19 protein-coding genes are annotated in these 22,581 nt (G+C 64.1%); 11 read left to right on the forward strand and 8 right to left on the reverse strand.

What is annotated here, in order from left to right:
- Positions 1 to 30: 30 nt before the first annotated feature.
- On the reverse strand, positions 31 to 477 hold the full coding sequence (locus ABIC16_RS12155; protein WP_354292312.1) for a YaiI/YqxD family protein: 447 nt from the start codon (positions 475 to 477) through the stop codon (positions 31 to 33).
- A gap of 117 nt (positions 478 to 594) precedes the next feature.
- Between ABIC16_RS12155 and ABIC16_RS12160 the strand changes: the two genes are divergently transcribed.
- Both ABIC16_RS12160 and ABIC16_RS12165 read left to right on the forward strand, forming a co-directional pair.
- Positions 595 to 1,119, forward strand: coding sequence for a gamma carbonic anhydrase family protein (locus ABIC16_RS12160; protein WP_354291306.1), 525 nt, complete (start codon positions 595 to 597; stop codon positions 1,117 to 1,119).
- A gap of 163 nt (positions 1,120 to 1,282) precedes the next feature.
- The gene (locus ABIC16_RS12165; RefSeq protein ID WP_354291307.1) at positions 1,283 to 3,178 is read left to right on the forward strand and encodes an ABC transporter ATP-binding protein; all 1,896 of its coding nucleotides are present in this window, start codon (positions 1,283 to 1,285) and stop codon (positions 3,176 to 3,178) included.
- Between the two features lie 30 nt (positions 3,179 to 3,208).
- Here the strand turns inward: ABIC16_RS12165 and ABIC16_RS12170 are convergent, their stop codons facing one another.
- Positions 3,209 to 4,282 carry an acyltransferase family protein gene (locus tag ABIC16_RS12170; protein WP_354291308.1) on the reverse strand — a complete coding sequence of 358 codons (1,074 nt, stop codon included), beginning with the start codon at positions 4,280 to 4,282 and terminating at the stop codon, positions 3,209 to 3,211.
- 347 nt (positions 4,283 to 4,629) lie between these two features.
- Positions 4,630 to 7,215 (reverse strand): M1 family metallopeptidase, encoded by a 2,586-nt coding sequence (locus ABIC16_RS12175; protein WP_354292313.1) that lies wholly within the window; start codon positions 7,213 to 7,215, stop codon positions 4,630 to 4,632.
- Between the two features lie 113 nt (positions 7,216 to 7,328).
- On the opposite strand from ABIC16_RS12175, the gene ABIC16_RS12180 reads away from it, so the two are divergent.
- Positions 7,329 to 8,288: an NAD(P)H-dependent flavin oxidoreductase gene (locus ABIC16_RS12180; protein WP_354291309.1), complete on the forward strand. Its 960-nt coding sequence runs from the start codon at positions 7,329 to 7,331 to the stop codon at positions 8,286 to 8,288.
- Between the two features lie 6 nt (positions 8,289 to 8,294).
- On the opposite strand, the gene ABIC16_RS12185 is transcribed toward ABIC16_RS12180, so the two are convergent.
- Positions 8,295 to 8,759 (reverse strand): DUF1465 family protein, encoded by a 465-nt coding sequence (locus ABIC16_RS12185; protein ID WP_354292314.1) that lies wholly within the window; start codon positions 8,757 to 8,759, stop codon positions 8,295 to 8,297.
- 95 nt (positions 8,760 to 8,854) lie between these two features.
- Complete coding sequence (locus tag ABIC16_RS12190) at positions 8,855 to 9,052, reverse strand: YdcH family protein (protein ID WP_277968275.1); 198 nt, start codon at positions 9,050 to 9,052, stop codon at positions 8,855 to 8,857.
- A 178-nt stretch (positions 9,053 to 9,230) separates the two neighbouring features.
- Between ABIC16_RS12190 and ABIC16_RS12195 the strand changes: the two genes are divergently transcribed.
- Positions 9,231 to 9,389, forward strand: a complete 159-nt coding sequence (locus ABIC16_RS12195; RefSeq protein WP_277968274.1) for a YdcH family protein — start codon at positions 9,231 to 9,233, stop codon at positions 9,387 to 9,389.
- A gap of 44 nt (positions 9,390 to 9,433) precedes the next feature.
- On the opposite strand, the gene ABIC16_RS12200 is transcribed toward ABIC16_RS12195, so the two are convergent.
- On the reverse strand, positions 9,434 to 9,817 hold the full coding sequence (locus ABIC16_RS12200; protein ID WP_277968273.1) for a PilZ domain-containing protein: 384 nt from the start codon (positions 9,815 to 9,817) through the stop codon (positions 9,434 to 9,436).
- 92 nt (positions 9,818 to 9,909) lie between these two features.
- Positions 9,910 to 10,371, reverse strand: a complete 462-nt coding sequence (gene dksA, locus ABIC16_RS12205) for an RNA polymerase-binding protein DksA (RefSeq protein ID WP_277968272.1) — start codon at positions 10,369 to 10,371, stop codon at positions 9,910 to 9,912.
- A 1,244-nt stretch (positions 10,372 to 11,615) separates the two neighbouring features.
- On the opposite strand from dksA, the gene serS reads away from it, so the two are divergent.
- The 5 genes from serS to ABIC16_RS12230 all read left to right on the forward strand — a co-directional run bounded on the left by serS (position 11,616) and on the right by ABIC16_RS12230 (position 16,672).
- Positions 11,616 to 12,896, forward strand: a complete 1,281-nt coding sequence (gene serS, locus ABIC16_RS12210) for a serine--tRNA ligase (RefSeq protein WP_354291310.1) — start codon at positions 11,616 to 11,618, stop codon at positions 12,894 to 12,896.
- A complete protein-coding gene (surE, locus tag ABIC16_RS12215) occupies positions 12,896 to 13,660 on the forward strand; it encodes a 5'/3'-nucleotidase SurE (protein ID WP_354291311.1) in 765 nt (254 codons plus the stop codon). Before serS ends, surE begins: the two co-directional genes overlap by 1 nt.
- 241 nt (positions 13,661 to 13,901) lie before the next feature.
- The gene (locus ABIC16_RS12220) at positions 13,902 to 14,933 is read left to right on the forward strand and encodes a peptidoglycan DD-metalloendopeptidase family protein (protein WP_354291312.1); all 1,032 of its coding nucleotides are present in this window, start codon (positions 13,902 to 13,904) and stop codon (positions 14,931 to 14,933) included.
- A 51-nt stretch (positions 14,934 to 14,984) separates the two neighbouring features.
- On the forward strand, positions 14,985 to 16,211 hold the full coding sequence (tyrS, locus tag ABIC16_RS12225) for a tyrosine--tRNA ligase (RefSeq protein ID WP_354291313.1): 1,227 nt from the start codon (positions 14,985 to 14,987) through the stop codon (positions 16,209 to 16,211).
- Between the two features lie 146 nt (positions 16,212 to 16,357).
- Entirely contained in the window at positions 16,358 to 16,672 is a 315-nt protein-coding gene (locus tag ABIC16_RS12230; RefSeq protein ID WP_277968268.1) for a PilZ domain-containing protein, read from the forward strand.
- Between the two features lie 2 nt (positions 16,673 to 16,674).
- Here the strand turns inward: ABIC16_RS12230 and recG are convergent, their stop codons facing one another.
- Positions 16,675 to 18,732, reverse strand: coding sequence for an ATP-dependent DNA helicase RecG (recG, locus tag ABIC16_RS12235; RefSeq protein WP_354291314.1), 2,058 nt, complete (start codon positions 18,730 to 18,732; stop codon positions 16,675 to 16,677).
- 85 nt (positions 18,733 to 18,817) lie between these two features.
- Between recG and ABIC16_RS12240 the strand changes: the two genes are divergently transcribed.
- Together ABIC16_RS12240 and mfd are read left to right on the forward strand one after the other, a co-directional pair.
- On the forward strand, positions 18,818 to 19,084 hold the full coding sequence (locus ABIC16_RS12240) for an FAD assembly factor SdhE (RefSeq protein WP_354291315.1): 267 nt from the start codon (positions 18,818 to 18,820) through the stop codon (positions 19,082 to 19,084).
- A 43-nt stretch (positions 19,085 to 19,127) separates the two neighbouring features.
- On the forward strand, positions 19,128 to 22,580 hold the full coding sequence (gene mfd / locus ABIC16_RS12245) for a transcription-repair coupling factor (protein WP_354291316.1): 3,453 nt from the start codon (positions 19,128 to 19,130) through the stop codon (positions 22,578 to 22,580).
- The last annotated feature ends 1 nt before the right edge of the window (position 22,581 follow it).

The raw sequence follows: 22,581 nt of genomic DNA on the forward strand, positions 1-22,581 counted from the left end.
AAGGAACCTTTTTCGTTCTCAAACGTGTGTCTAACGGCGCGAAAGCCGCACCAGAACGTCGTCTAACGCTGACAAAAAGCGCGACCGATCGGTCTTCGCAAAGGGTGCCGGCCCTCCGATCGCATCGCCCCCCGCCCGCAAATCCGCCATGATCGCGCGCACCGCGATGGCGTTCCCGATCGACGCCGTGGTGAACGGTTTTCCGTTCGGTGCCAGCACCATAGCGCGGGCTTTGAGGCAACGGTCGGCCAGGAGGATGTCGCCGGTCACGACAACAGACCCGCTGCCGGCGCGCTCGGCGATCCAGTCATCGGCCGCATCGAACCCAGCCCCAACGACAATCCGCCCGAGGAGCGGATGAATCGGGATACGAATCAAACTGTTACTGACAATGGTCACCGGCACCGACCGCCGCAGCGCGACCTTGTAGATTTCGTCCTTCACCGGACAGGCGTCGGCATCGACGTAAATGTGCAACGGCGACGTCACGAAACTACGGGAAATTGCGACATCATTCGGGGACGTTACCCAAAGCCTTGCTGACTTTCCATGCCGGTATGGCAACAAGAGGATCCACCACTAAGGATTAGGCCCATGCCGCTGTACGAAATCGACGGAAAAGCCCCCACCCTGGAAAGCAACACTTGGGTCGCACCAAGTGCCGAACTGATCGGTGACGTGGTTCTCGGCGAAGACGCAAGCGTCTGGTTCGGAAGCGTAATCCGCGCCGATAACACCCAGATCACAATCGGCGCGCGCAGCAACGTGCAAGAGGGCGCGATGGGGCATTCCGATCCTGGCGCGCCCCTCTCGATCGGCGAAGATTGCACGATTGGCCACCACGCGATCCTGCATGGCTGCACGATCGGCGATCGTGTGCTTGTCGGCATGGGAGCGACTATCCTCAATCATGCCGTGATCGGGGAAGATTCGCTGGTCGGCGCCGGCGCGCTTGTCACGGAGGGCAAGATCTTTCCGCCGGGTAGCCTGATCGTCGGCAGTCCGGCCCGAGCGGTTCGGGAACTCGATGCGGCGGCGAAGGCCATGTTGCTGGTATCCGCTCGACATTACGTGTCGAACGCGGAGCGCTATGCGACGGGTCTGAAGCGGATTGACTGACGCATCCTCACAATTGCATCAGAAAATCGCGACGCAGCCCGGGTTGCCCGCATGGGCCACCTGCTCATTTCATGCGGTCTGACGCACCAACTGCCCCGGATACGGATTGATCCTGAAACTTCGGGTTGCATCCATGGGTGCTGCGTTGCAGCAAATGCGGATTATGGACAGAGCCGCTTCCTTGCCCTTCCTGCAGAGCCCGACACGGTTCCTCGCACATTATGTCGCCGCCCGTCCGGGTATTTTCATGGTGCTGGGGCTTCTGGTCGCCGCCGCATCGATCAGTTCGATCGGCGTGCAATATGCGATGAAGATGCTGATCGACGCCATGACCGGCGGGGTTCGCGCCCGCGGTGCGGTGTATGGTGCGCTCGCCGGATTCCTTGGCCTGGTGGTTCTGGAGAGCGTCCTGCAACGAGCGTCTGCGCTGACCCTCGGGCAAGCGACCGTTAGTTCCGGTGTCGGCATTCGCCTCGACATGGTCAACTACCTGACCGGGCACCAAATGCCCTTCTTCCAGAACCAGCGGGCGGGATCGCTTGGGCACCGCATCTCCGGGCTGGCCGGGATTTTTGGTGCAATTGTGCATCGATTGCTGCGCGAAGTGACGCCACCTCTCATCACTTTTGCCGGCGCCATGTTGATTTTCGTGACGATTGACGCCGCAATGGCGGCGATTCTGGGCGCCGTTTTTCTTGGCGTCACCGCCGTGCTGATCCTCCTCGGCCTGCGGGGACACGTCCATCACACCGCCTTCGCACAGCATGCCGGGACCGCGGGGGGCGAGCTGATCGATCTCATCGGAAACATCTGGGTAGTAAAGGCCTTCGCCGCGCGCGACCGCGAACTCAGTCGGCTCGAAGGGTTCCTCGACGAGGAAGCAAGCGCACAGCGGCGCGGCTGGTTTTTCGTCGAGCAGATGCGCGGCCTGCACGACCTCGCGCTGGCGGTGCTGGTCGGCGGGACCCTGATCTGGGCGATCGGACGCTGGTCGACCGGCGCGATCTCGACCGGCGATGTCGTCATCATCAGCACGATGACCTTCCGGATCCTGCACGGTTCGCGCGATCTTGCGATGGCGGTGATCGATACCAGCCAGCAATTCAGCTATCTGCGCGAAACGCTCGATATCATCGGTGTTCCGCAAACGCTGAGCGACGTGCCCAACGCCCCGCGTCTGCGCGTCGGTGAAGGCCATGTCGAACTCGCCAACGTCACCTTCGGCTACGATGCCAGCGATCCGATCATCCACGACCTGTCGCTGACCGTTCCCGCCGGCCAGAAGGTCGGCATCGTCGGGGCGTCGGGGGGCGGCAAGTCTTCGCTGCTGCAGTTGATCCAGCGGTTCCACGACCCGCAGATCGGCCATATTATGATCGACGGGCATCGGATCGACCACGTGACGCAAGAATCGCTGCGCGATGCGATCGCAGTGGTGCCGCAGGAAGTGTTGCTATTCCACCGCTCAGTGATCGACAACATCAGGATTGCGCGACCCGACGCCAGCGACGAGGACGTCTACGGAGCAGCCGAGGCGGCCGGATGCGACGATTTCATCCGACGCCTGCCCCACGGATATGACAGCGTCGTAGGGGAGCGCGGCTCGAACCTCTCCGGGGGCCAACGCCAGCGCATCGGGATCGCGCGCGCCTTCCTGAAGAACGCCCGCATCGTCCTGCTCGACGAGGCAACCAGCGCGCTCGACTCGGAAAGCGAACTGGAAGTGCAGAACGGATTGGACGCCCTCGTTCGCAACCGTACCGTGATTGCCGTCGCGCACCGCCTGTCCACGATCGTCGGGTTCGACCGTGTGATCGTCGTCGAGCGTGGCCGCGTGATCGAGGATGGACCACCGCAGCAACTGTTGCGCCAGAAGGATGGAGCGTTCCGCCAGCTCTGGCTGATGCAGGTCGAGGGACTGGATCAGGCGTCGCAGCCCGGACTCGACTTCGTCGCTGCCAGCGGGCGGCTGCGCAGAGCGTCGATGGCGCGGGGCCGGATGTTACACCGCGCCATGCGTTCCGCATGGAGCAATATGGCGGAGCGCGACCGCGCCTGACCCTGCAACGGAGAGCGGCTTCGTCCGTGCTCAGGACGAAGTACGAAGCCAGTTGCGAAGTGGCCGCTCGAACCAGAGGTACGAGATTCTGGCGACGATCATCACAAGCGCGATGAACCCCGCCAAGAACAGCGGACTGCGAGCAATGTCGTGGTCGATCCGGAACCGGTCGAGCAGCACCAACGTCGCTATCTGGATCGGCACGTGCCAGAGATACGTTCCGTAACTGTTGTCGCCGATCCAGCGCAGTCGTTCCAGATGCCTCCCCTGCGTCGACGCCTCCACCGCGCAGACCGCGACGAGGATGCCGCTCAAGAACAGGACCGATCCCGCAGTGCCTACCGTTCCGGACATTTGGCTCGCAACGATCCCCAGAACGCCCAGCGGAACCGCCGCGACAAGGAGAACGATCGGTTTCGCTTCCACCGCGCGATAAGCAACATACACCGCGGTTCCGATGAAGAAATACGCCAAGCACGTGCTGATCTGTTTCAGGTCGCCGGGCGGGGCAATGAACCTTAGGAAAAGCGCCGACGCCGCAACGCCCAGCGGAAAGACGACGCCCCGCTTGAAAATGCGTCCCATGCACAGCCAGAAAACGGCATAGACCAGAACTTCGACCGACACTGACCAGACTGGTCCGTTAAACGAGCTCCCGCGTTCGAACCCCCAGGAGGCGGCAAAGAACAGGTTGAGGCCAAAATGATACGCGTCGTTGTTACCGTAAATCTGCGAGTGCCCGAGCATGGCGACGCTGCCGTATTGGAGGACAGCAACGACGATCAGCGTGAGAAAGTGTAACGGATACAAGCGCGACGCCCGCACCCGAACGAACGCCGCCGCCGCCGGAACGCGCTGACCCGCGTATGTGGCCGCGAAAACGAAGCCGGAAATCAGCCAGAAGAACTGAACCGCCCAATCCCCGTGGCGGTAGAGCAAGCCGAAGACGGAATAGAGCGGCTGCTGTTCGATCGGAACGGATCGCCGATGATCGGCTCCATGATAGAAGAAGTGCTGATAGTGCCAGAACAGAATTGCAATTGCGCCTGCGCCGCGCGCGAAGTCCAGCGAATACAGATAGCGCTTCTTTCCAGAAGGCGGCATAATGAAAAGGCTATAAGGAAGCATACCGTGATTTCCGGCGCAGCCTCCACCGGACAAATACACCATTTTATCCTGCATAGTGCCGGCCCGGCCTATCGCTATTTTCTATGTTACCTATTCGATTACCATGCCTCAGCAGGCAGGACCATACTCACCTTGAGGGGTATTCTGTTCTTGGCTACGTCTGCTCTTAGCGGTCGACCAACGAATGTGGGCGACCGATGTAGAGGGTTGATTCTAGCAAACGGGTCGGAAAACGGAACGGCCGCCTTACGCCGCCTCGACTTCCTTGATCGAAACCGGTCGGCCCCGCGCCGAACGTCAGCGGCGGGGCCGGTCCCAGATGATCAGGAAGCAGTCCGCCCCCATGCCGCAACGTCGTCACGGATCCGCGCATCGACCTGACGGCGCGCTGCCATCGTCGAGACGATGCGTGTCGCGGCCCCGCGTGCCTCGGCGGGCAGATTGGCGGAAGCGAAGGCGTTGATCTTGGCCGGCATTGCCGGATCGTCCGACCCTGCCCCAAGTCCCGCGACGAAGCCAGCACGCGTGCTTGTCTCCACCAGGGTATTGACCAGCGCGATGTGCGCGACAGCATAATCAAACGCCATGTCGGGATGCTCGTTTGCGACCGTGCGTAACAAGCTGGCCTTCTGTGGCGCCGTAAAGCGGTCCGTTGCGAGCAAGTCGAGCGCCCGCTGCGCCAGTGCATCGTCGTTCGCTGCGCCGAGCAGGCGGACGTAGCTGTTCTTGGTCACGGGATTCTTTTCGGCGACGGTCAGTGCAAGCAAGGCGTTCCAATCCGCCGATGTTGCATTGTGTGCGAAGACTCCGAGAATCGGCGCTCGGATCGCCGCGGGGATCGCATCGGGGTTCTGCTGCAATGCTGCAAACAACGCGCGTGATTTCGCCACAACAGCGGGGTCGCCATGATTGCCCAGCACGGAGATCAGCGTCTCGCGCAGCGTGGCGGTCAACGCGCCTTCGTCGCTTCCAGCATCGAAACCCACACGCGCCATAACGGGTTGCAACGTGCGCACGATCTTGGCGCTGACTGCGTCGCGCGTTGGCCCCTTCGCCACCCGGCCATCGAGGTCCGACAGCTGACTTGCAACGGTCTGCCACAGCAATGGGTTCGCTTCGATCCCGATCGCGCCGACGTCCGCGAAATAGCGGTCGAGCTGTTGACTGCCGCTCTTGGCCAGAGCAAAATCGTCGCCCAGCGTACCGAGTTGGTCAGTCAGCTTGAGCTTGGCAAAATCGCGCACGATTGCGGCGTGCGCGGGCGCGCTATACTGGACCCGGGCGTAACTCGCTTTTTCGCGGTTGAGCACGACCGTGCCGCATCCCGGTGCGGTGACGACCTGGTTCGTTGGCCCCCGCACGATCGCCCGACTGTCCGGTTGTCCAAGGACGCCAAGCGTCATCGGGACGCGCCATGTCTGGGCCTTCTTGGCGGAATCGTCATAGGCGAAGCGGCTCTGCGACAGGGTGACCTGGGTCTTTCCGGCGACACAGCGCGACCCCGCCATCGTCACCAGCGGCACGCCGGGCTGCAGCGTGAAATCATGCGCGATTGGCGCAACCGGCGTTCCGGCGGCGGCGGACAATTCCTGCCAGAGTTGATCCGTGGCGGTGTTGCCGTATTTGTACTTCGCCATGTAGCTTCGGATGCCCGCGCGGAACGTATCCGCTCCTAGCGTCGATTCGAGCATGCCGATGACCGCCTGACCCTTCATGTAGGTGATGCCGTCAAACGCCTGACCAATCTGATCGACCGTTTCGACGTGGCGGATGATCGGGTGCGTGCCGCTGGTCGAGTCGACCTGCAATGCCCCCTCGCGGTCCTGCGCTACCGCGGTGGCGGCGGCATACCATTCGGGGTTAAGATCCACGCTCGACTTGTTTTCCATCCACGAGGCGAAGCCCTCGTTGAGCCACAGGTCATCCCACCAACTCATCGTCACCATATCGCCGAACCACTGGTGCGCCATTTCGTGCGAGACCACGGTGAAGATGCGCTGCTTGCCGCTCTGGGTTGCGCGCTTCGCGTCGTAGAGCAGTTCCGGCTCGAAGTAGAAAATCGCGCCCCAATTCTCCATTGCGCCGAAGAACTGGCTCGACCCCGGCCCCGCGATCATGTCGAGCTTGGGGAGCGGATAGGGCTGGCCGAAATAGTCGTTGTAATAGGCCAGTAGCCGCTTGCCCTGCGCCAGCGCATAGTCCCCCTGATCGACCACGCCGCGCCGCGTGATCACGCCGATTTCGGTCTTGCCCGCCATCACCGTCTTGCGTTCGACGTCGCCCATGCCGAGGAACATCAGGTAGCTCGACATCTTTGGCGTTTCGGCGAAGCGATACAGGGTGCTGCCGTCGTTCTGCTTGGTCACGCTGCTGGCGGGCATGTTCGAGAAAGCGGTCTGCCCGGCGGGGGCAACGGTGCTGATCGTGAAGCGCGCCTTGAAGGCGGGTTCGTCCCACAGCGGTGCGAAGCGGCGCGCGTCGGGGGCTTCGAACTGCGTCACGAGCATGCGCGAGGCGGACCCGTCAGTGTTGGTATAATCGATCGCGAACAGGCCGGCCGCGGACGTATTGATCGTGCCGGTCCACGCAAAGGCGAGTGCATGTTTGCCCGCCGCTACCGTCGATCCGGGGGTCAGGATGAGCTGCTGCTTGGCTTCGTCGAGCCGGAACGACACCGTCTTGCCGTCGAGCGTCGCGCGCGAGATCTTCAGGTCGGCGGCGTTGAGGACGATCGTCGACGTCGGCTTGGTTACGTCGATCGCCACGGTTTCTTCGCCAGCGAAGGTCATCGCCTTGGCATTTGGACGGACCGTGATGTCATAGGTCAACGGGGTAACGCCGGTCGGCAATTGCCCGACGGCAAACGCCGGAGTCGCGACGGCAGACAGCAAAACGGCGGCAAGGGACATCTTCACGCACAGAACTCCGGAATCGCAGGATTTTCACGGTCCTTACGCGTTTCAGTTACCGCTGCAACTATAGGCTCGCTGGACAGGCGTTTCGGTTGCGCTATGAAACGCATATGAGCATTCCTCCGCTGTTCGATCGCTTGCGGCTTCCCATCATCGGCTCGCCGCTGTTCATCATCTCGGGACCGGAACTGGTCATCGCGCAGTGCAAGGCGGGGATCGTCGGATCCTTCCCGGCGCTCAACGCGCGTCCGCAGGCGATACTCGACGAATGGCTTCACCAGATCACCGAGGAACTGGCCGCGCACAATCGCGCGCACCCGGATCGCCCGGCTGCTCCCTTCGCGGTCAACCAGATCGTGCACCGCTCGAACGAGCGGCTTGAAGCGGACCTCGCGACCTGCGCCAAATGGCAAGTTCCGATCGTGATCACCTCGCTCGGCGCACGCGAGGACCTGAATACCGCGGTACACGGCTGGGGCGGGATCACGCTGCATGACGTGATCGACGACCGGTTTGCGCACAAGGCGATCGAGAAAGGGGCGGACGGCCTGATTGCGGTGGCGGCTGGCGCTGGCGGGCACGCGGGACGGCTTTCGCCGTTCGCGATCATTCAGGAGATCCGCCAGTGGTTCGATGGACCGCTCGCGCTGTCCGGGTCGATCGCAACGGGGGATGCGGTGCTTGCCGCGCAAGCGATGGGCGCGGACTTCGGCTATATCGGGTCGCCGTTCATCGCCAGCATCGAGGCCAATGCCGATGCGGCATACAAACAGGGGATAGTCGACGGCAAAGCGTCCGACATCATCTATTCCAACCTGTTCACCGGCGTACACGGCAACTACCTGCGCGGTTCGATCGAACGCGCCGGAATGGACCCGGACAATCTGCCCGAGGGGGACCTGAAGACGATGGATTTCGGCACCGGCAACGGATCGAAGCCCAAGGCATGGAAGGACATTTGGGGTTCGGGTCAGGGCATCGGCGTAATCGACCGGGTCGAGTCGGTTGCCGACATGGTCGATCGGTTCGAGCGGCAGTATCGAGCGGCGAAAGCGCGGCTGAACGTCTGAGCTGCGCTAGAAGGCGAGCGCCAGACGCCCCTGTAGCGAATGGACCGGGCTGGACACCACCGGCGGCGTGCTTCCCTGCGCCGAGTCCAACCGGGCGACGCGGTCGTGCAACTGGCAACTGGCGGCGATGAGACGGCGCGCTCCCGCCGGCAGCGCGAAAAGCGCCACGCCGTCACTGGCCGGCGCGTCCGCGAGCCGGCGCGACGGATCCAGTGCCTCACGCAACTCCATCTCCCCGGAGTCGACCGCACGTTGCGTCAGGAGCCAGGCGATCACGTGCATCAACCGCGTCGTCACCTTCAGCGATTCGCAACTGAACGAGACGCGAGCCATCGGCTCCAACGCGTCGCGGTCGCAGCGTCCACCGTCGTCGAAGTAACTCCGCGCTTCGTCTGCGAGGATCATCGCGTCCATGTAGAGCGTGTCGATCACGCGGCGGTGCATTCGCGATTCGTGTGAAGCTGCGGTCATTGCGTCCATCTCGCACAAATGCATCGCGCGCGGTACGGTTTCGCCCGGCCCGTGCGACGAACCGCCGATCGTCCCAAAACGGAACACTCCCGCAATCAGGCGATGATATCGGGTACCAGCTGGTCCTCGAGCAGCACTATTTCATCGCGCAACCGCAGCTTGCGCTTCTTGAAGCGGGCAAGCTGAAGCTGATCGGTCGACGATCCGTCCAGCAACGCCGCGATTGCGGAATCCAGATCGCGATGTTCGACTCGTAGAATCTCCAAGCGCTTTGCGATCAGGCTATCGTCCATCGGGTCCCCATTCGATCCTTCTCGCTTAGCAAATCGAAGCCGCTTGGTCCGGATAAAATGCAATCGGTCGCACAAATCGGTGAATGTATCTCGCGATCCTGAAATCATAGGGAGACAAGAGCAACCGGTGATGGTTTACTCATCTCCCCAAGCAGCACATGAAGGAGGTACGCAGAGTATGCAGACCGCACATCATTCGGCCCTGGCAGCCAAACATGCAGTGCTCGACCGTCAGATCGCCGCAGAGGCGCAACGGCCCTTGCCCGACACGGCGACGATCGCGGCATTGAAGAAGCAGAAGCTGCAGATCAAACAGGAAATCGAACAACTTCAATAAGGCGCTTGGTCCGGGCGCGATGCGCCCGGATCGTTTTAGACGATCTAACGCAAGTTACCGCGCGGCAGGATCGGTTTTACGAACACCGGGGTGTGCGCCCCCTGCCCGACAGGTTTGCGCGCGAGCATCGGATCGATCGGACGGTTGAAAGCAATCCCGATTCGTCCGGAGGTCGACCATGCAACGTGTCCCGGAACCCAACCTATACCGCGAATCTCGACTTCAAGGGTGACATCGCGATCGAGCCCCTCAGGGTAGTCGGCCATCATACCCCCCGCGGAGAGGTTCCGCACCCGGACCGGGGTCCCCTCGTCGGTCTTCGCCAGTCGCAACAGTGCCATCAGGAACAGGCTGTCGCGCGGGTCCTGCCGGTTTGATTCCGCGTCATCAGCGGAAACGGATGGATGCTCTGACGAATACTGGTCCATTGCAGAAGGTCGTGCCGATCCCGTTCAAAGCGCTTCTATACACAAAAACTGGTTTAGAACGGATTAAAATCGGGGTGGCCGGGGCGCTCCGGCTATTCCTCGCGAGAAACCTTCTCGTGTCGTTCGTGGCGCTCCTGCGCTTCGACAGTCATCGTCGCGATCGGGCGTGCCTCGAGGCGAGCGAGCGAAATCGGCTCTCCGGTCACGTCGCAATATCCATATTCGCCCTCGTCGATCCGCCGCAGCGCCGCTTCGATCTTGGAAATCAACTTGCGCTGGCGATCGCGTGTGCGGAGTTCAATCGACCAATCGGTCTCGCTCGACGCGCGATCGGTCAAGTCCGCTTCGCGAAGCGTGTCCACTTGCAGTTGCGACAACGTCCCCGCCGCCTCCCGCAAGATCGCTTCTTTCCAAGCCTGTAATTTGTTTCGGAAATAGGCAAGCTGCCGCGGATTCATGAACGCCTCATCGGCGCTCGGTCGGTAACCGTCGTCAGTACCTTCCGGTACCGCGAACTGCTCGGATTCGTCCAATCGATTCAAGACCGTCGCCATCCCAATCTCTCCGCTCGGTCACCGGATGCGTTGTGCATCTCCGGACCCCCCCGGGCCAACTCCCTAGTGAGCGCGCCTATAGCATGACGCCGCCACTCCACAAGCAGCACTGTTACCAAGCGGCTGGTCTTTCTTGCCGAATGATTGCGAGACAGCCTTCAATTTTGACGGAAACGGTTTCCTGAGACGGGAAAGACAACCCCATTGCTGGAAGTCGTTTCATACCGAGACAAATCAGCCGCGGAGTACCAGACCCCTGCGCGCACGGCGGCCGACTTAACGCAATCTCCACCTGTCTTCTGGCAATCTTCGGGGCGGAAGACCGCGTTTGTATTCGCGGACAAGTAGCGAGAAGCGTGATGTCAGTTCGGATGGCTGCGGCCAAACTCTGTGCGTGCGTATGCGGTGGGGCGGTCATGGGCGGCGGCGCGGTTCATCTGGTCGACCGTGCGCCACCGCGCGCATATCATGCCCCTCGAAAGATCAGGCCGGCAGCGCACGCGGCACGTCCGGTGGCTGCGCACCGCAGCGTTCGTGCAGCGCCCGTTGCCCCCTGCACCAGCGGCGTGCCGCAAAACGCCCTGCTCGCTCCGCAGAACGATCCGTCGACCTACCTTGGCGGAAGTTCGGGTCCAGCCAGCTTTACCGGTGGGGGATATGGCGGGCCGACGATCCTCGGTGGAGCGGGTGGTTTCGGCGGCAATGGATTTTTGTCCGCCGGATTTACGGGCGGGCCGGGTGCCGGCGCTCCAGGCAGGGCCACGATCATTGGTTCCAACACCCCGGGTACTGGCTCCGTCTCCTTGCCGGGGGACGGCTCCTTGCCGGGGGACGGTACCAACCGTCCGGGATCAACCAGGGGTGGTTCCACTTTCCTGACAAACCCTTCATCAACCGGAAGCGGATCAGGTAGTGCAACGAGTATGCCGACGGTTGGGTCGTCGACGAATGGCGATGCGGAAAACGGTTCCCCAGCGGAACGTCCCTCTTCCGGCGGAAGCAGCACGGTGCCATCGGACCTCCCCGGCGCCGGGGGAACCGGCGTCCCAGGGTCCCCGGGGGGACCTCCGGCCCCGGTTCCGGCGCCTCCGATGGTATGGCTGTTCGGCGCGGCGGCAGCGGCACTCGTCATCCGCAATCGCTGGGGTCGACGCACCGCCGCGACGTCCTGATACCCTGCCCTGATACCCCGGAAGGCAGTGCGGCGGCTTGCCTAGCCGTCAGGGCCGCGTCATAGCCGGACCATGCACGATATACGCCTTATCCGCGACGATCCCGCCGCTTTCGATGCCGCGCTTGCCCGGCGCGGCGTAGCCCCGGTTGCCAGTGATCTGGTGGCGCTCGACGAGCGCCACCGCGCGCTGACCACTGAAGCACAAACCGCGCTGGCACGACGCAACGAGGCTTCCAAGGCGATCGGCGCCGCCAAGGCTGCAAAGGACGAAACCGCCTCCGCTGCCTTGATGGAAGAAGTTGCGGTTCTGAAGCAACGGCTTCCGGCGATCGAAGCGGAAGCAAAGGCGCTTGGCGAGTCGCTGCAGGAACGGCTTGCGGTCTTGCCCAACCTTCCCCTGGCCGATGTCCCCGAAGGCGCCGATGAGGACGACAATGTCGTTGTCGCCGAACATGGGACGCGTCCGACCTTCGCGTTCAAACCGATCGAGCACGACGTGTTGGGCCCGCCGCTCGGGCTGGACTTCGATACGGGTGCAGCGATGTCCGGCGCCCGGTTCACGTTGGTTCGCGGTGCCGCCGCAAAGCTGCACCGCGCGCTCGGGCAGTTCATGCTCGATACGCTTTCGGACCGGCACGGCTATGAACAGGTCGTCCCGCCGCTGCTCGTGCGTGACGAAGCGCTGTTCGGCACGGGGCAATTGCCCAAGTTTGCCGAGGATCTGTTCCACACCACCGATGGGCGCTGGCTGATCCCGACCGCCGAGGTCAGCCTGACCAATATCGTCGCGGGCCGCATTCTGGGCGAGACCGAATTGCCGCTGCGCTTTGCCGCGCTCACGGCTTGCTTCCGGTCCGAAGCCGGCGCTGCGGGACGCGATACGCGCGGGTTCATTCGACAGCATCAGTTCGAGAAGGTCGAGATGGTCTCGATCGTCCCCCCGCAGGCTTCCGAAGCCGAGCACGAGCGGATGACCGCCTGCGCCGAGTCGATCCTGATCGCGCTCGGTCTTGCGTTCCGCCGGATGAAGCTGTGCACCGGCGACATGGGGTTCACCGGTGCGCGAACCTACGACCTTGAGGTGTGGCTCCCCGGGCAGGATCGCTATCGGGAGATTTCCAGTTGTTCGACCTGCACCGATTTCCAGGCACGGCGCATGAACGCGCGCTATCGCCCTGAGGGCGAAAAGGGCACGCGGTTCGTCCACACGTTGAACGGGTCGGGCCTCGCCGTCGGTCGGACGCTGGTCGCGGTACTGGAAAATTATCAGCAGGAGAATGGCACGGTCACCGTTCCGGACGTGCTGGTGCCGTATCTCGGCGGGATGACGCTGCTCGAGCCCGCGCGCTGATGCGGATCCTGCTGACCAACGACGATGGTTATCACGCACCCGGGTTGAAGGTTCTCGAAGCGATCGCCGCGCGCCTGTCGGATGACGTCTGGGTCGTAGCGCCAGCGGAGGAACAGTCGGGTGCCGGGCATTCGCTCACCCTGACCCGTCCGATCCGCGTTCGACACCATGGCGACAAGCGTTTTGCCGTCGCCGGGACGCCGACCGATGCGGTGATGATGGCGCTCGCGCGGATCATGCAGGATCACAAACCCGACCTGATCCTGTCCGGCGTCAACCGCGGTGCGAACCTGGCCGAGGACGTGACCTATTCGGGGACGGTGTCGGCGGCGATGGAAGGCGCGCTCGCGGGCGTCCGCTCGATTGCGCTCAGTCAGGTCTACAGCCGCGAAGGCGCCGGCGACGCGGTTCCGTTCGACGCGGCGGCGGCTTGGGGAGAACGCGTGCTGCGTCCGCTGCTCGATGCGCCGCTCGAACCGCGCAGCCTCGTCAACGTAAACTTCCCGGCGGTCGCCGCGGACGCCGTCAAGGGCATCAAAGTCGTCCAGCAAGGACTGCGCGATTACGGTCGGCTCAACATCGTCACCAACCGTGATCCGCGTGGGTATGAGTATCACTGGTTTGCGCTGGGCCAGGCGGTGGACACGCCAGCACACTCGACCGATCTGGAAGCAATTGCAGACGGGTACATCGCGATAACGCCGCTGCATCTCGACCTGACGCATCGTTCGTCGATGGCCATGCTCGCGGAGCGGTACGGCTAAAGGGATGCGGAAGGGACCTTTCGGAATGATGGTCTTTCCGGTTGCGGCGATGGTCCTCGCCTTGCCCGCCTGCATTCCGCAGGATGATCGACCTGTCGGGGAGTACCCGCGCCCGGACGCTCCGCCTCGCGCAGCGCCGGCCCGCCCCGTCCCGCGATCGGCACCGGACGAGACGCCCCGCAACTGGCGAGACGACGCCTACCGACAACCACCACCGCCGCGAAGCCGCCCGCACCGTCCGGTGCGCGCTGCCCCCGAACGCCGATACGAACCCCGCGACGATCAACAGCCGTACGAGCCTCGAGGCGGCTATCGCCCGCGATATTCGGAGAGACTTGACCCCGACGATCACGGCACGGTCCGCTCCTCTCCAGTCTCGCTATCCCCCTGGCAAGCCCGCCCGGTCGCACCGTCCGCGCAGCAGGTCGACCCCTCGACCTATGTCGTGCGCCCTGGCGATACGCTCGGGGCAATCGGTGACCGCACCGGCGCAGGATCGGAGGCGATCGCGCGTGCCAACGGGCTGGCCGCTCCGTTTACCGTCCGCACGGGTCAGCGGCTTTCCATTCCGGGGGGACGATACCACCGGGTTGCGGCGGGGCAGACCGGAATCGCGATATCGCGCGCTTACGGCGTCGACTGGTCGAGGATCGTAAGCGCCAACGATTTGCGTGAACCCTATACACTGCGCGTCGGCATGCGCGTCCTGATCCCGGGATCCGCGTCGCGCAGTACCGCCGCCGAACGCGCCGCCGCCTTCACGCTCGACATCGACGATCTCGTCACCGGTAGCGAGCCAGCGCTCGCCGCGAACCAGCGCCCGGCGCGGCCGACCACATCCTCCGCGCGCGTTCTGGCGCCGACCCAGGCGATCGCGGCACCGACCCGGTTGAGCAGCGGGTTCGACTGGCCGGTCCACGGCCGGATCGTCACGCGGTTCGGGCCGGGTGCGAGTGGCGAGCGCTACAACGGCGTCAAGATCGCGGTCCCGCGCGGCACACCCGTGCTCGCCGCCGCGGATGGCGTCGTCGCTTATGCGGGTGGCGGCATTCCGCAATTGGGCGACGTGATCATCATCCGGCATGGCGAAGGCTGGGCGACGGTTTACGGACACGCCAGCAAGTTGCTCGTTCAGCGTGGACAATCGGTCCGCCGTGGTCAGACGATTGCGATGTCTGGGGATTCCGGAGGCGCCCCGCGACCCGAGGTACATTTCGAGATGCGCAAGGGCCGCACGCCGATCGACCCGCAGCGGCAATTGCCCGCGATCTGACCCGCTGCTTGCAGGGTGACGCGGCGATCGGACTTTTGTAGAGCAGCGCGCATGACCAGCTTCTCTTCCGACCTGCTCCGCCTCCTGTCGACGCGCGGCTACATCCATCAGGTGACCGACGCCGCCGCGCTCGACGCGATGGCGAGCAAGCAAGTCATTCCAGGATATATCGGTTTTGACCCCACCGCCCCCTCGCTCCACGTCGGAAGCCTGGTCCAGATCATGTTGCTCCGGCGGCTCCAGCAGAGCGGGCACAAGCCGATCGTGCTGATGGGCGGCGGCACCGGCAAGATCGGCGACCCGAGCTTCAAGGACGAAGCGCGCAAGATGCTGACCGAGGATACGCTCGCGACCAACGTCGCCTCGATCCGGCGGATTTTCGAGCGATTCCTGACCTTTGGCGATGGTCCCACCGATGCGGTGATGCTCGACAATGCACAGTGGCTCGATGCGCTCGAATACATCCCGTTCCTGCGCGACGTCGGGCAGCATTTCTCGATCAACCGGATGCTGAGCTTCGATTCGGTCAAGCTCCGGCTCGACCGCGAACAATCGCTCAGCTTCCTCGAATTCAACTACATGATCCTGCAAGCCTACGATTTTCTTGAACTATCGCGGCGCGCCGAGTGCCGGCTGCAGATGGGCGGATCGGACCAATGGGGGAACATCGTCAACGGGATCGAGCTTGCGCGCCGGATGGACGGGACCGAAGTGTTCGGCGTGACGACGCCGCTCATCACGACCGCCGACGGCGCCAAGATGGGCAAGACGATGGCGGGCGCGGTGTGGCTCCATGAGGACCAGCTACCGCATTTCGATTATTGGCAATTTTGGCGGAATACCGATGACCGGGATGTCGGGCGGTTCCTCCGATTGTTTACCGATCTTCCGCTCGATGAGATCGCGCGTCTGGAGGCGCTCGATGGTGCCGAGATCAACGAGGCGAAGAAGATACTGGCGGACGCCGCGACGGCCTTGTGTCGCGGAAAAGACGCCGCCGCAGAAGCCGCTGAAACTGCAAGAAAAACATTTGAGGAAGGCAGTGCTGGCGGATCGTTGCCGACCTTTGCGGTCACTGGCAGCATTGGGATCATCGACGCTCTCGTTGGCTTGGGTCTCGCTGCGTCCAAGGGTGAGGCGCGGCGCCTGATCAAGGGCGGTGGCGCGCGTGTCGGCGCCGACAAGGTCATTGACGAGGCGTTGGTCGTCACCGTCGGCGACGATCCCGTGCGGATTGCCGCCGGAAAGAAGCATCACGGCATCCTTATCCGCGCATAATCGCCGTTTCTGCGCATGATTGCAGCCATTTACGCCGCCGTTTCGAGGGTACGCACGGCGAGGACATTGCACTCTTAACCAAGATCGTTGGGTGCTGCTTCATGCGGGACGGGTAGCCATGGCGGCTCCGCACGAGGGACCCGGTGATGGAAAAGGCATTGGCGCTGACGACGGCACACACGCGCGCCTTGGAGCGTGACGAGGTCGAGGTTCGCGCGCGGTTCATCGCGCCGAACGGCAGCGGCATGACCCTGTTGATCGTCAACATCACCGCGATGGGCCTGATGGCGCGTGGCGACATGCCCGGCGGCGTCGGTGATCTCGTGAAAATCAGCTTGCCGATCGTTGGCGCCTGGGATGCGGAAATCCGCTGGGTGCTCGGCGGCCGGATGGGCTTCGCCTTCCCGACCCCGATCGACACGGCGGACTATCCCCGTGTCCTTGAGGCGATGCGGCGCTGACCTCAGCCAGAACGTAGTAGCGCGACTCCGGCGTCCCGCTCGAACAGGTACAGCGCCGTCCGCGCCGCCTGCCCGCGTACGCCTTCCAGCCCGCCATCACGGTCGATCAGCAAGCGGGCATCGTCGGTCGCCACCGGAAGCAACGCGCCCAGCATCTCCGGAGTCGCAAGCCGGAACCCAGCCTCGCCCGATTGGCGAGTCCCGAGCAACTCCCCCGCCCCGCGCAGCCGCAAATCCTCCTCGGCGATGCGAAAGCCGTCGGTCGTCTCGCGCATCAGCGCAAGCCGCGCGCGGGACGTTTCGCTGAGGCTTCCGCCGCGGATGAGCAGGCAGTTCGATTTGCCGCCGCCGCGACCGACTCGCCCGCGCAACTGGTGCAACTGCGCCAATCCGAAGCGATCGGCATGCTCGATCACGATCAGCGTCGCATTGGGCACGTCGACCCCGACTTCGATCACCGTGGTCGCGACCAGAACGCCGTGCCGCGCCTCGGCGAACGCCTGCATCGTGGCGTCCTTGTCCGCAGGCTTCATCCGGCCGTGGACCAGCCCGACCGCGTCACCAAAACGCGCGCGCAACGTCTCCGCGCGCGCTTCCGCCGCCGCCATGTCGCTCTTTTCGCTTTCCTCGACCAGCGGGCACACCCAATAGGCTTGCCCGCCATCCGCGAGATGCCGCGCCAGCGCCTCGACCACTTCGGGGAGCCGATCCTCCGAGATCACGCGCGTTTCGATCGGCTGGCGCCCGGGGGGCATTTCGTCGAGTTGGCTGACATCCATCTCGCCGTAATTGGCGAGCGTCAGCGTCCGCGGGATCGGGGTCGCGGTCATCGCGAGCAAATGCGGGCTGCGTCCCTTCGCCTGGAGCAGCATTCGCTGCGCGACCCCGAAGCGATGCTGCTCGTCGACCACCACCAGGCCAAGGTCCTTGTAGGCGACCGTTTCCTGGAAGATCGCGTGCGTGCCGATCAGGATATGGATCTGCCCTGCGGCGAGCCCCATGAGGACCCCCTCACGCACACGGCCCTTGTCCCGCCCGGTCAGCACCGCGATCTCGATCGGCAAGCCGCCGAGCAGCCGCCGCAGCGATTCATAATGTTGCCGCGCGAGGATTTCGGTCGGCGCGAGCAATGCGGCCTGCGCGCCCCCTTCGACCGCGACCAGCATCGCAAGCGCCGCGACCAGCGTCTTGCCCGATCCGACATCGCCTTGCAGCAGACGGAGCATCGGTTGCGCCTGCGCCAGATCGCCTTCGATCTCGCGGACGGTGCGCGCCTGGGCGCCGGTCAGCTCGTACGGGAGTTTCAGCGCATCGCGCAGCCGCCCGTCCCCGGCCAGCGCACGCCCCTTGCGCGCACGTGACGACTGGCGGACGAGCATCAACGCCAATTGATTGGCGAACAGCTCGTCATAGGCGAGCCGCTCGCGGGCCTTCGCATCGGCGGGATCGGCATGGATCCGCGCGAGCGCCGCGCGCCAGGCGGGCCATTCCTGTTTCGCGAGCAAGCCGGGTTCGATCCATTCGGGCAAATCGGGCGCGCGTTCGACCGATTGCGCCGTCAGCTGCCCCATCCGCCGCGACGACATGCCTTCCGACAGCGGATAGATCGCCTCGCGCTCGACCATCTCGCCTGCCTCGTCGAGCGGCAGGACATAGTCCGGGTGGACCATCTGCAAGTCCTGCCCGTAATGCTCGAGCTTGCCCGACACGCGGCGCGGTTCCCCCAGCGGCGCCAGTTTCTTCGCCCAGCCGGGGTGTCCGCCGAAGTACACGAGGCTGACGTAATTGCCCTTGGCGTCGGTCGCCTGAACACGGGTCGGTCCACGCCCGTTGCTGCTGCGATACGAAACGGCGGTCAGCGTGATGACGATCACCCGCCCCGAATCGGCCAGGTCGAGCTCTTCGCGGGGCAGCCGATCGACCCAGCCGGTCGGCAGGTGGAACGCCACGTCGACCACGCGTGCGAGCCCGAGCCGCTCGAGCGGCTTGGCGAGCGCGGGGCCGATGCCCTTCAATGCCGTAACTTCGGCGAACAATGGATTGAGGATGTCGGGTCGCATGTCTATCTGAAGCGCTCTTACCCCTCCCCGATCCCCGCCGCCAGCACCCGCGCGCGGGTATCGGGCAATTGTCGTTGGGATCCGCATGGACCGAGATATCCGCCTCAAGCGCTTGCATTTCCGCAGCCATCATCGCGGCACCAAGGAAGCCGACCTGCTGATCGGCGGGTTCTTCGATTCCGCGCACGCACGCTGGAGCGATGCCGAGATCGCGCTGTTCGAGGAGCTGATCGAGGAACAGGACGTCGATATCATGGCCTGGGCGATCGGTATGGAACCCGCGCCGGAACGCTATGCCGGGTCGATCGTCGAGGCGTTGAAACAGCTCAATTACGTGCCGGTCGCCAAGTAATACCCCCCTCTCCCTGCAAGCGGGGAGAGGGAGAAAGAAAAGAATGCCCAACCTTCAGACGATCCTCACCGCCAAGACCCCGCTGACGCTGGCGGGCGTCCCGACCGGGTTCGAGCCGTGGCTGCTCGCCGACCTGTCGCGCGCCGCCAAGGCACGCGCAGTGTTCGTCGCGCCGGACGAAGCTGCGATGCGCGCGATCGCCTCGACCGCGCAGACGTTTGCGCCAGAACTGGAGGTGCTGACCTTCCCGGCGTGGGACTGCCTCCCATACGACCGTGCGTCACCCACGTTGCGCGTAATGGCGGAGCGGATGGCGACGCTGCACCGGCTCCAGCAGAAGCCGAGCGGCCCGCAGTTGCTGGTGACGACGGTCAACGCGATCGCGCAGCGCACGTTGACGCCGTTCCGTATTCGCCACCTCGTCGCGCGGCTTGCGCCGAAGGAACGGATCGGGCGTGACCGGCTTGCCACCTTGTTGCAAGCCAATGGCTATGTCCGCGTCGAAACCGTTGCAGACGCTGGGGAGTTTGCCGTGCGCGGCGGGTTGGTCGATCTGTATCCGTCGGGGGAATCACAGGCGCTTCGGCTCGATTTCTTCGGCGACGAGATCGAGAGCGTGCGCACGTTCGACCCGGCGGACCAGCGAACCACCGGGCGGATCGACGGGTTCGTCCTGCTCCCCGCTTCGGAGACGCTGCTTGACGAGGACAGCATCAAGCGGTTCCGCGCGCGCTACCGCGAACGTTTCGGCGCGACCGCGACGGGCGACCCGCTGTATCAGGCGATCAGCGACGGGCGGCGCCTCGCGGGCATGGAACATTGGCTTCCGCTGTTCGAGGAGAAGATGGCGACGCTGTTCGACCATCTCGGCGACGACGCGGTCATGGTCCGCGATGCCGGGGCGGTTGCGGCGGCGGAGGCGCGGTTCGAAGCGATCACCGATTACCACGGCAATCGCGTCAAGGCGCAGTCGAGCGACCCGGGCAGTTATCGCCCGCTGCCGCCAGACGCGTTGTACCTGACCGCTACGGACCTTGCCGAGCGGCTCGATGGCGCCCCCGCACACCGCATCACCGCGTTCCATGAACCGGAGAGCGCGAGCGTGCTCGACTTCGGCGTGGATGGCCCGCGCGACTTCGGCGCGGAGCGGGCGAATGGCGTCAACATCTACGAAGCCGTCGTAGAGCATCTCAACAAGATTCGGAATTCCGGCAAGAAAGCGATCCTCGCCAGTTACTCGACCGGGTCGCGCGATCGCCTCGCTGGGTTGCTTGCCGATCACGAACTGACCAACACGGTCAAGGTCGACAGCTGGCAGGCGGCGCTCGGCGTCGGTGCCAAATCGGTCGCCTTGCTCGTGCTCCCGCTCGATCATGGCTTTTCCGGGCCCGAAGTCGCGCTGCTGACCGAGCAAGACATGCTGGGCGACCGGCTCGTGCGGCGGACCAAGCGCAAGAAGTCGGCGGATGCGTTTCTCGCCGAACTGGCGATGCTCACCCCGGGCGATCTGGTCGTGCATGCCGATCATGGCATCGGTCGGTATGAGGGGCTGACCTCAATCCCGGTCGGCCAGGCACCACACGATTGCGTCGCTTTGACGTACGCTGGTGGCGATAAATTGTTCGTTCCTGTCGAGAATCTGGAGGTTTTGACGCGCTATGGCGCCGATTCCGACGGTGCCAGCCTCGACAAGCTGGGTGGCGAGGCGTGGCAGCGCCGCAAGAGCCGGATGAAGGAACGCATCCGCGAAATCGCGGGTGAACTGATCGCGACCGCCGCCGAACGCGCGTTGCGCCCGGCGGACACGATCGAACGCGACAGCGGCTATGCCGCCTTCGTCGACCGCTTCCCGTATGAGGAAACCGAGGACCAGGATCGCGCGATCGAGGACGTCATGGGCGATCTCGAGAAGGGCACGCCGATGGACCGCCTCGTGGTCGGCGACGTCGGCTTCGGCAAGACCGAAGTCGCGCTCCGCGCCGCCTTCGCCGCGGCGATGGCGGGGTTGCAGGTGGCGATCGTCTGTCCGACGACTTTGCTCGCCCGGCAGCATTTCAACAACTTCAAGGCGCGGCTCGAAGGCTTTCCGCTCAACGTCGGGCGATTGTCGCGGCTCGTGCCCGCGGGTGAAGCGAAGACGACCAAGGAGGGGCTTGCCGACGGCACGCTCGACGTCGTCGTGGGCACGCATGCGATCCTGGCGAAGGGCATCGATTTCAAGCGCCTGGGGCTCGTCATCGTCGATGAGGAGCAACGCTTCGGCGTCACGCACAAGGAGCGCCTGAAGTCGCTCAAGGCCAACGTCCACGTCCTGACGCTGACCGCGACCCCGATCCCGCGGACGCTCCAGATGGCGATGTCGGGCCTGCGCGAATTGTCGGTGATCCAGACCCCGCCGGTCGATCGGCTGGCGGTGCGGACCTATGTCATGCCGTGGGATCCGATCGTGCTCCGCGAGGCGCTGCTGCGCGAACATTATCGCGGCGGGCAAAGCTTCTTCGTGACACCGCGGATCAAGGATCTGCCGGAGATCGAGGAATTCCTGCGGGAATCCGTCCCCGAGATCCGCTTCGTCGTCGCGCACGGGCAGATGTCGCCGACCGAGGTCGAGGAGCGCATGTCGGCGTTCTACGACAAGAAGTTCGAGGTGCTCGTCTCGACCACGATCGTCGAAAGCGGGCTCGATATCCCGAGCGCGAACACGATGATCATCCACCGCGCGGATCGCTTCGGGCTGGCGCAGCTGTATCAGCTTCGTGGTCGTGTCGGACGCGCCAAGACGCGCGCTTACGCCTATCTCACAACCCCTGCCGACCGGATCCTGACCGAGACCGCGGAGAAGCGGCTCAAGATCCTGTCCGACCTCGACAGCCTCGGCGGCGGGTTCCAGCTCGCCAGCCATGATCTCGACCAGCGGGGTGCGGGCAATTTGCTCGGAGACGAACAGTCGGGGCATATCAAGGAGGTTGGCTACGAACTCTACCAGTCGATGCTGGAAGAGGCGATCATGGACGCCAAGGCGGGCGGGCAGCGCCTCCGGCCGAAGGATTTCTCGCCGCAGATCACCGTCGACGCGCCGATCCTCATTCCCGAGACGTACGTCCCCGACCTCGACTTGCGCATGGGCCTGTATCGCCGCCTCAACGACGTCGAGGACCAGAATGCGCTGGAAGGGTTCGCGGCGGAACTGATCGATCGGTTCGGCGCGCTGCCGGGGCCGACCGAGAACCTCGTCCGCCTCATCGAGATCAAACTCAACGCCAAGAAGGCGTGCGTTTCGAAGATCGATGTCGGCCCGAAGGGCGCACTCGTGTCGTTCTTCGACGACAAGCCGCCCAATATCGATGGCTTGCTGGCGTGGGTCGCTAAACTCGATGGCGTAGCGCGGTTGCGGCCCGACTCGAAGCTGGTGGTGACGCGCAGCTGGGGGGATCCCAAGGCGCGGCTGCATGGTGCGCTGCAATTGTCGAAGGGACTGGCACGGGCGGCGGGCTAAG

Source organism: Sphingomonas sp. PvP055, assembly GCF_040546365.1.
Classification (GTDB): domain Bacteria; phylum Pseudomonadota; class Alphaproteobacteria; order Sphingomonadales; family Sphingomonadaceae; genus Sphingomonas; species Sphingomonas echinoides_A.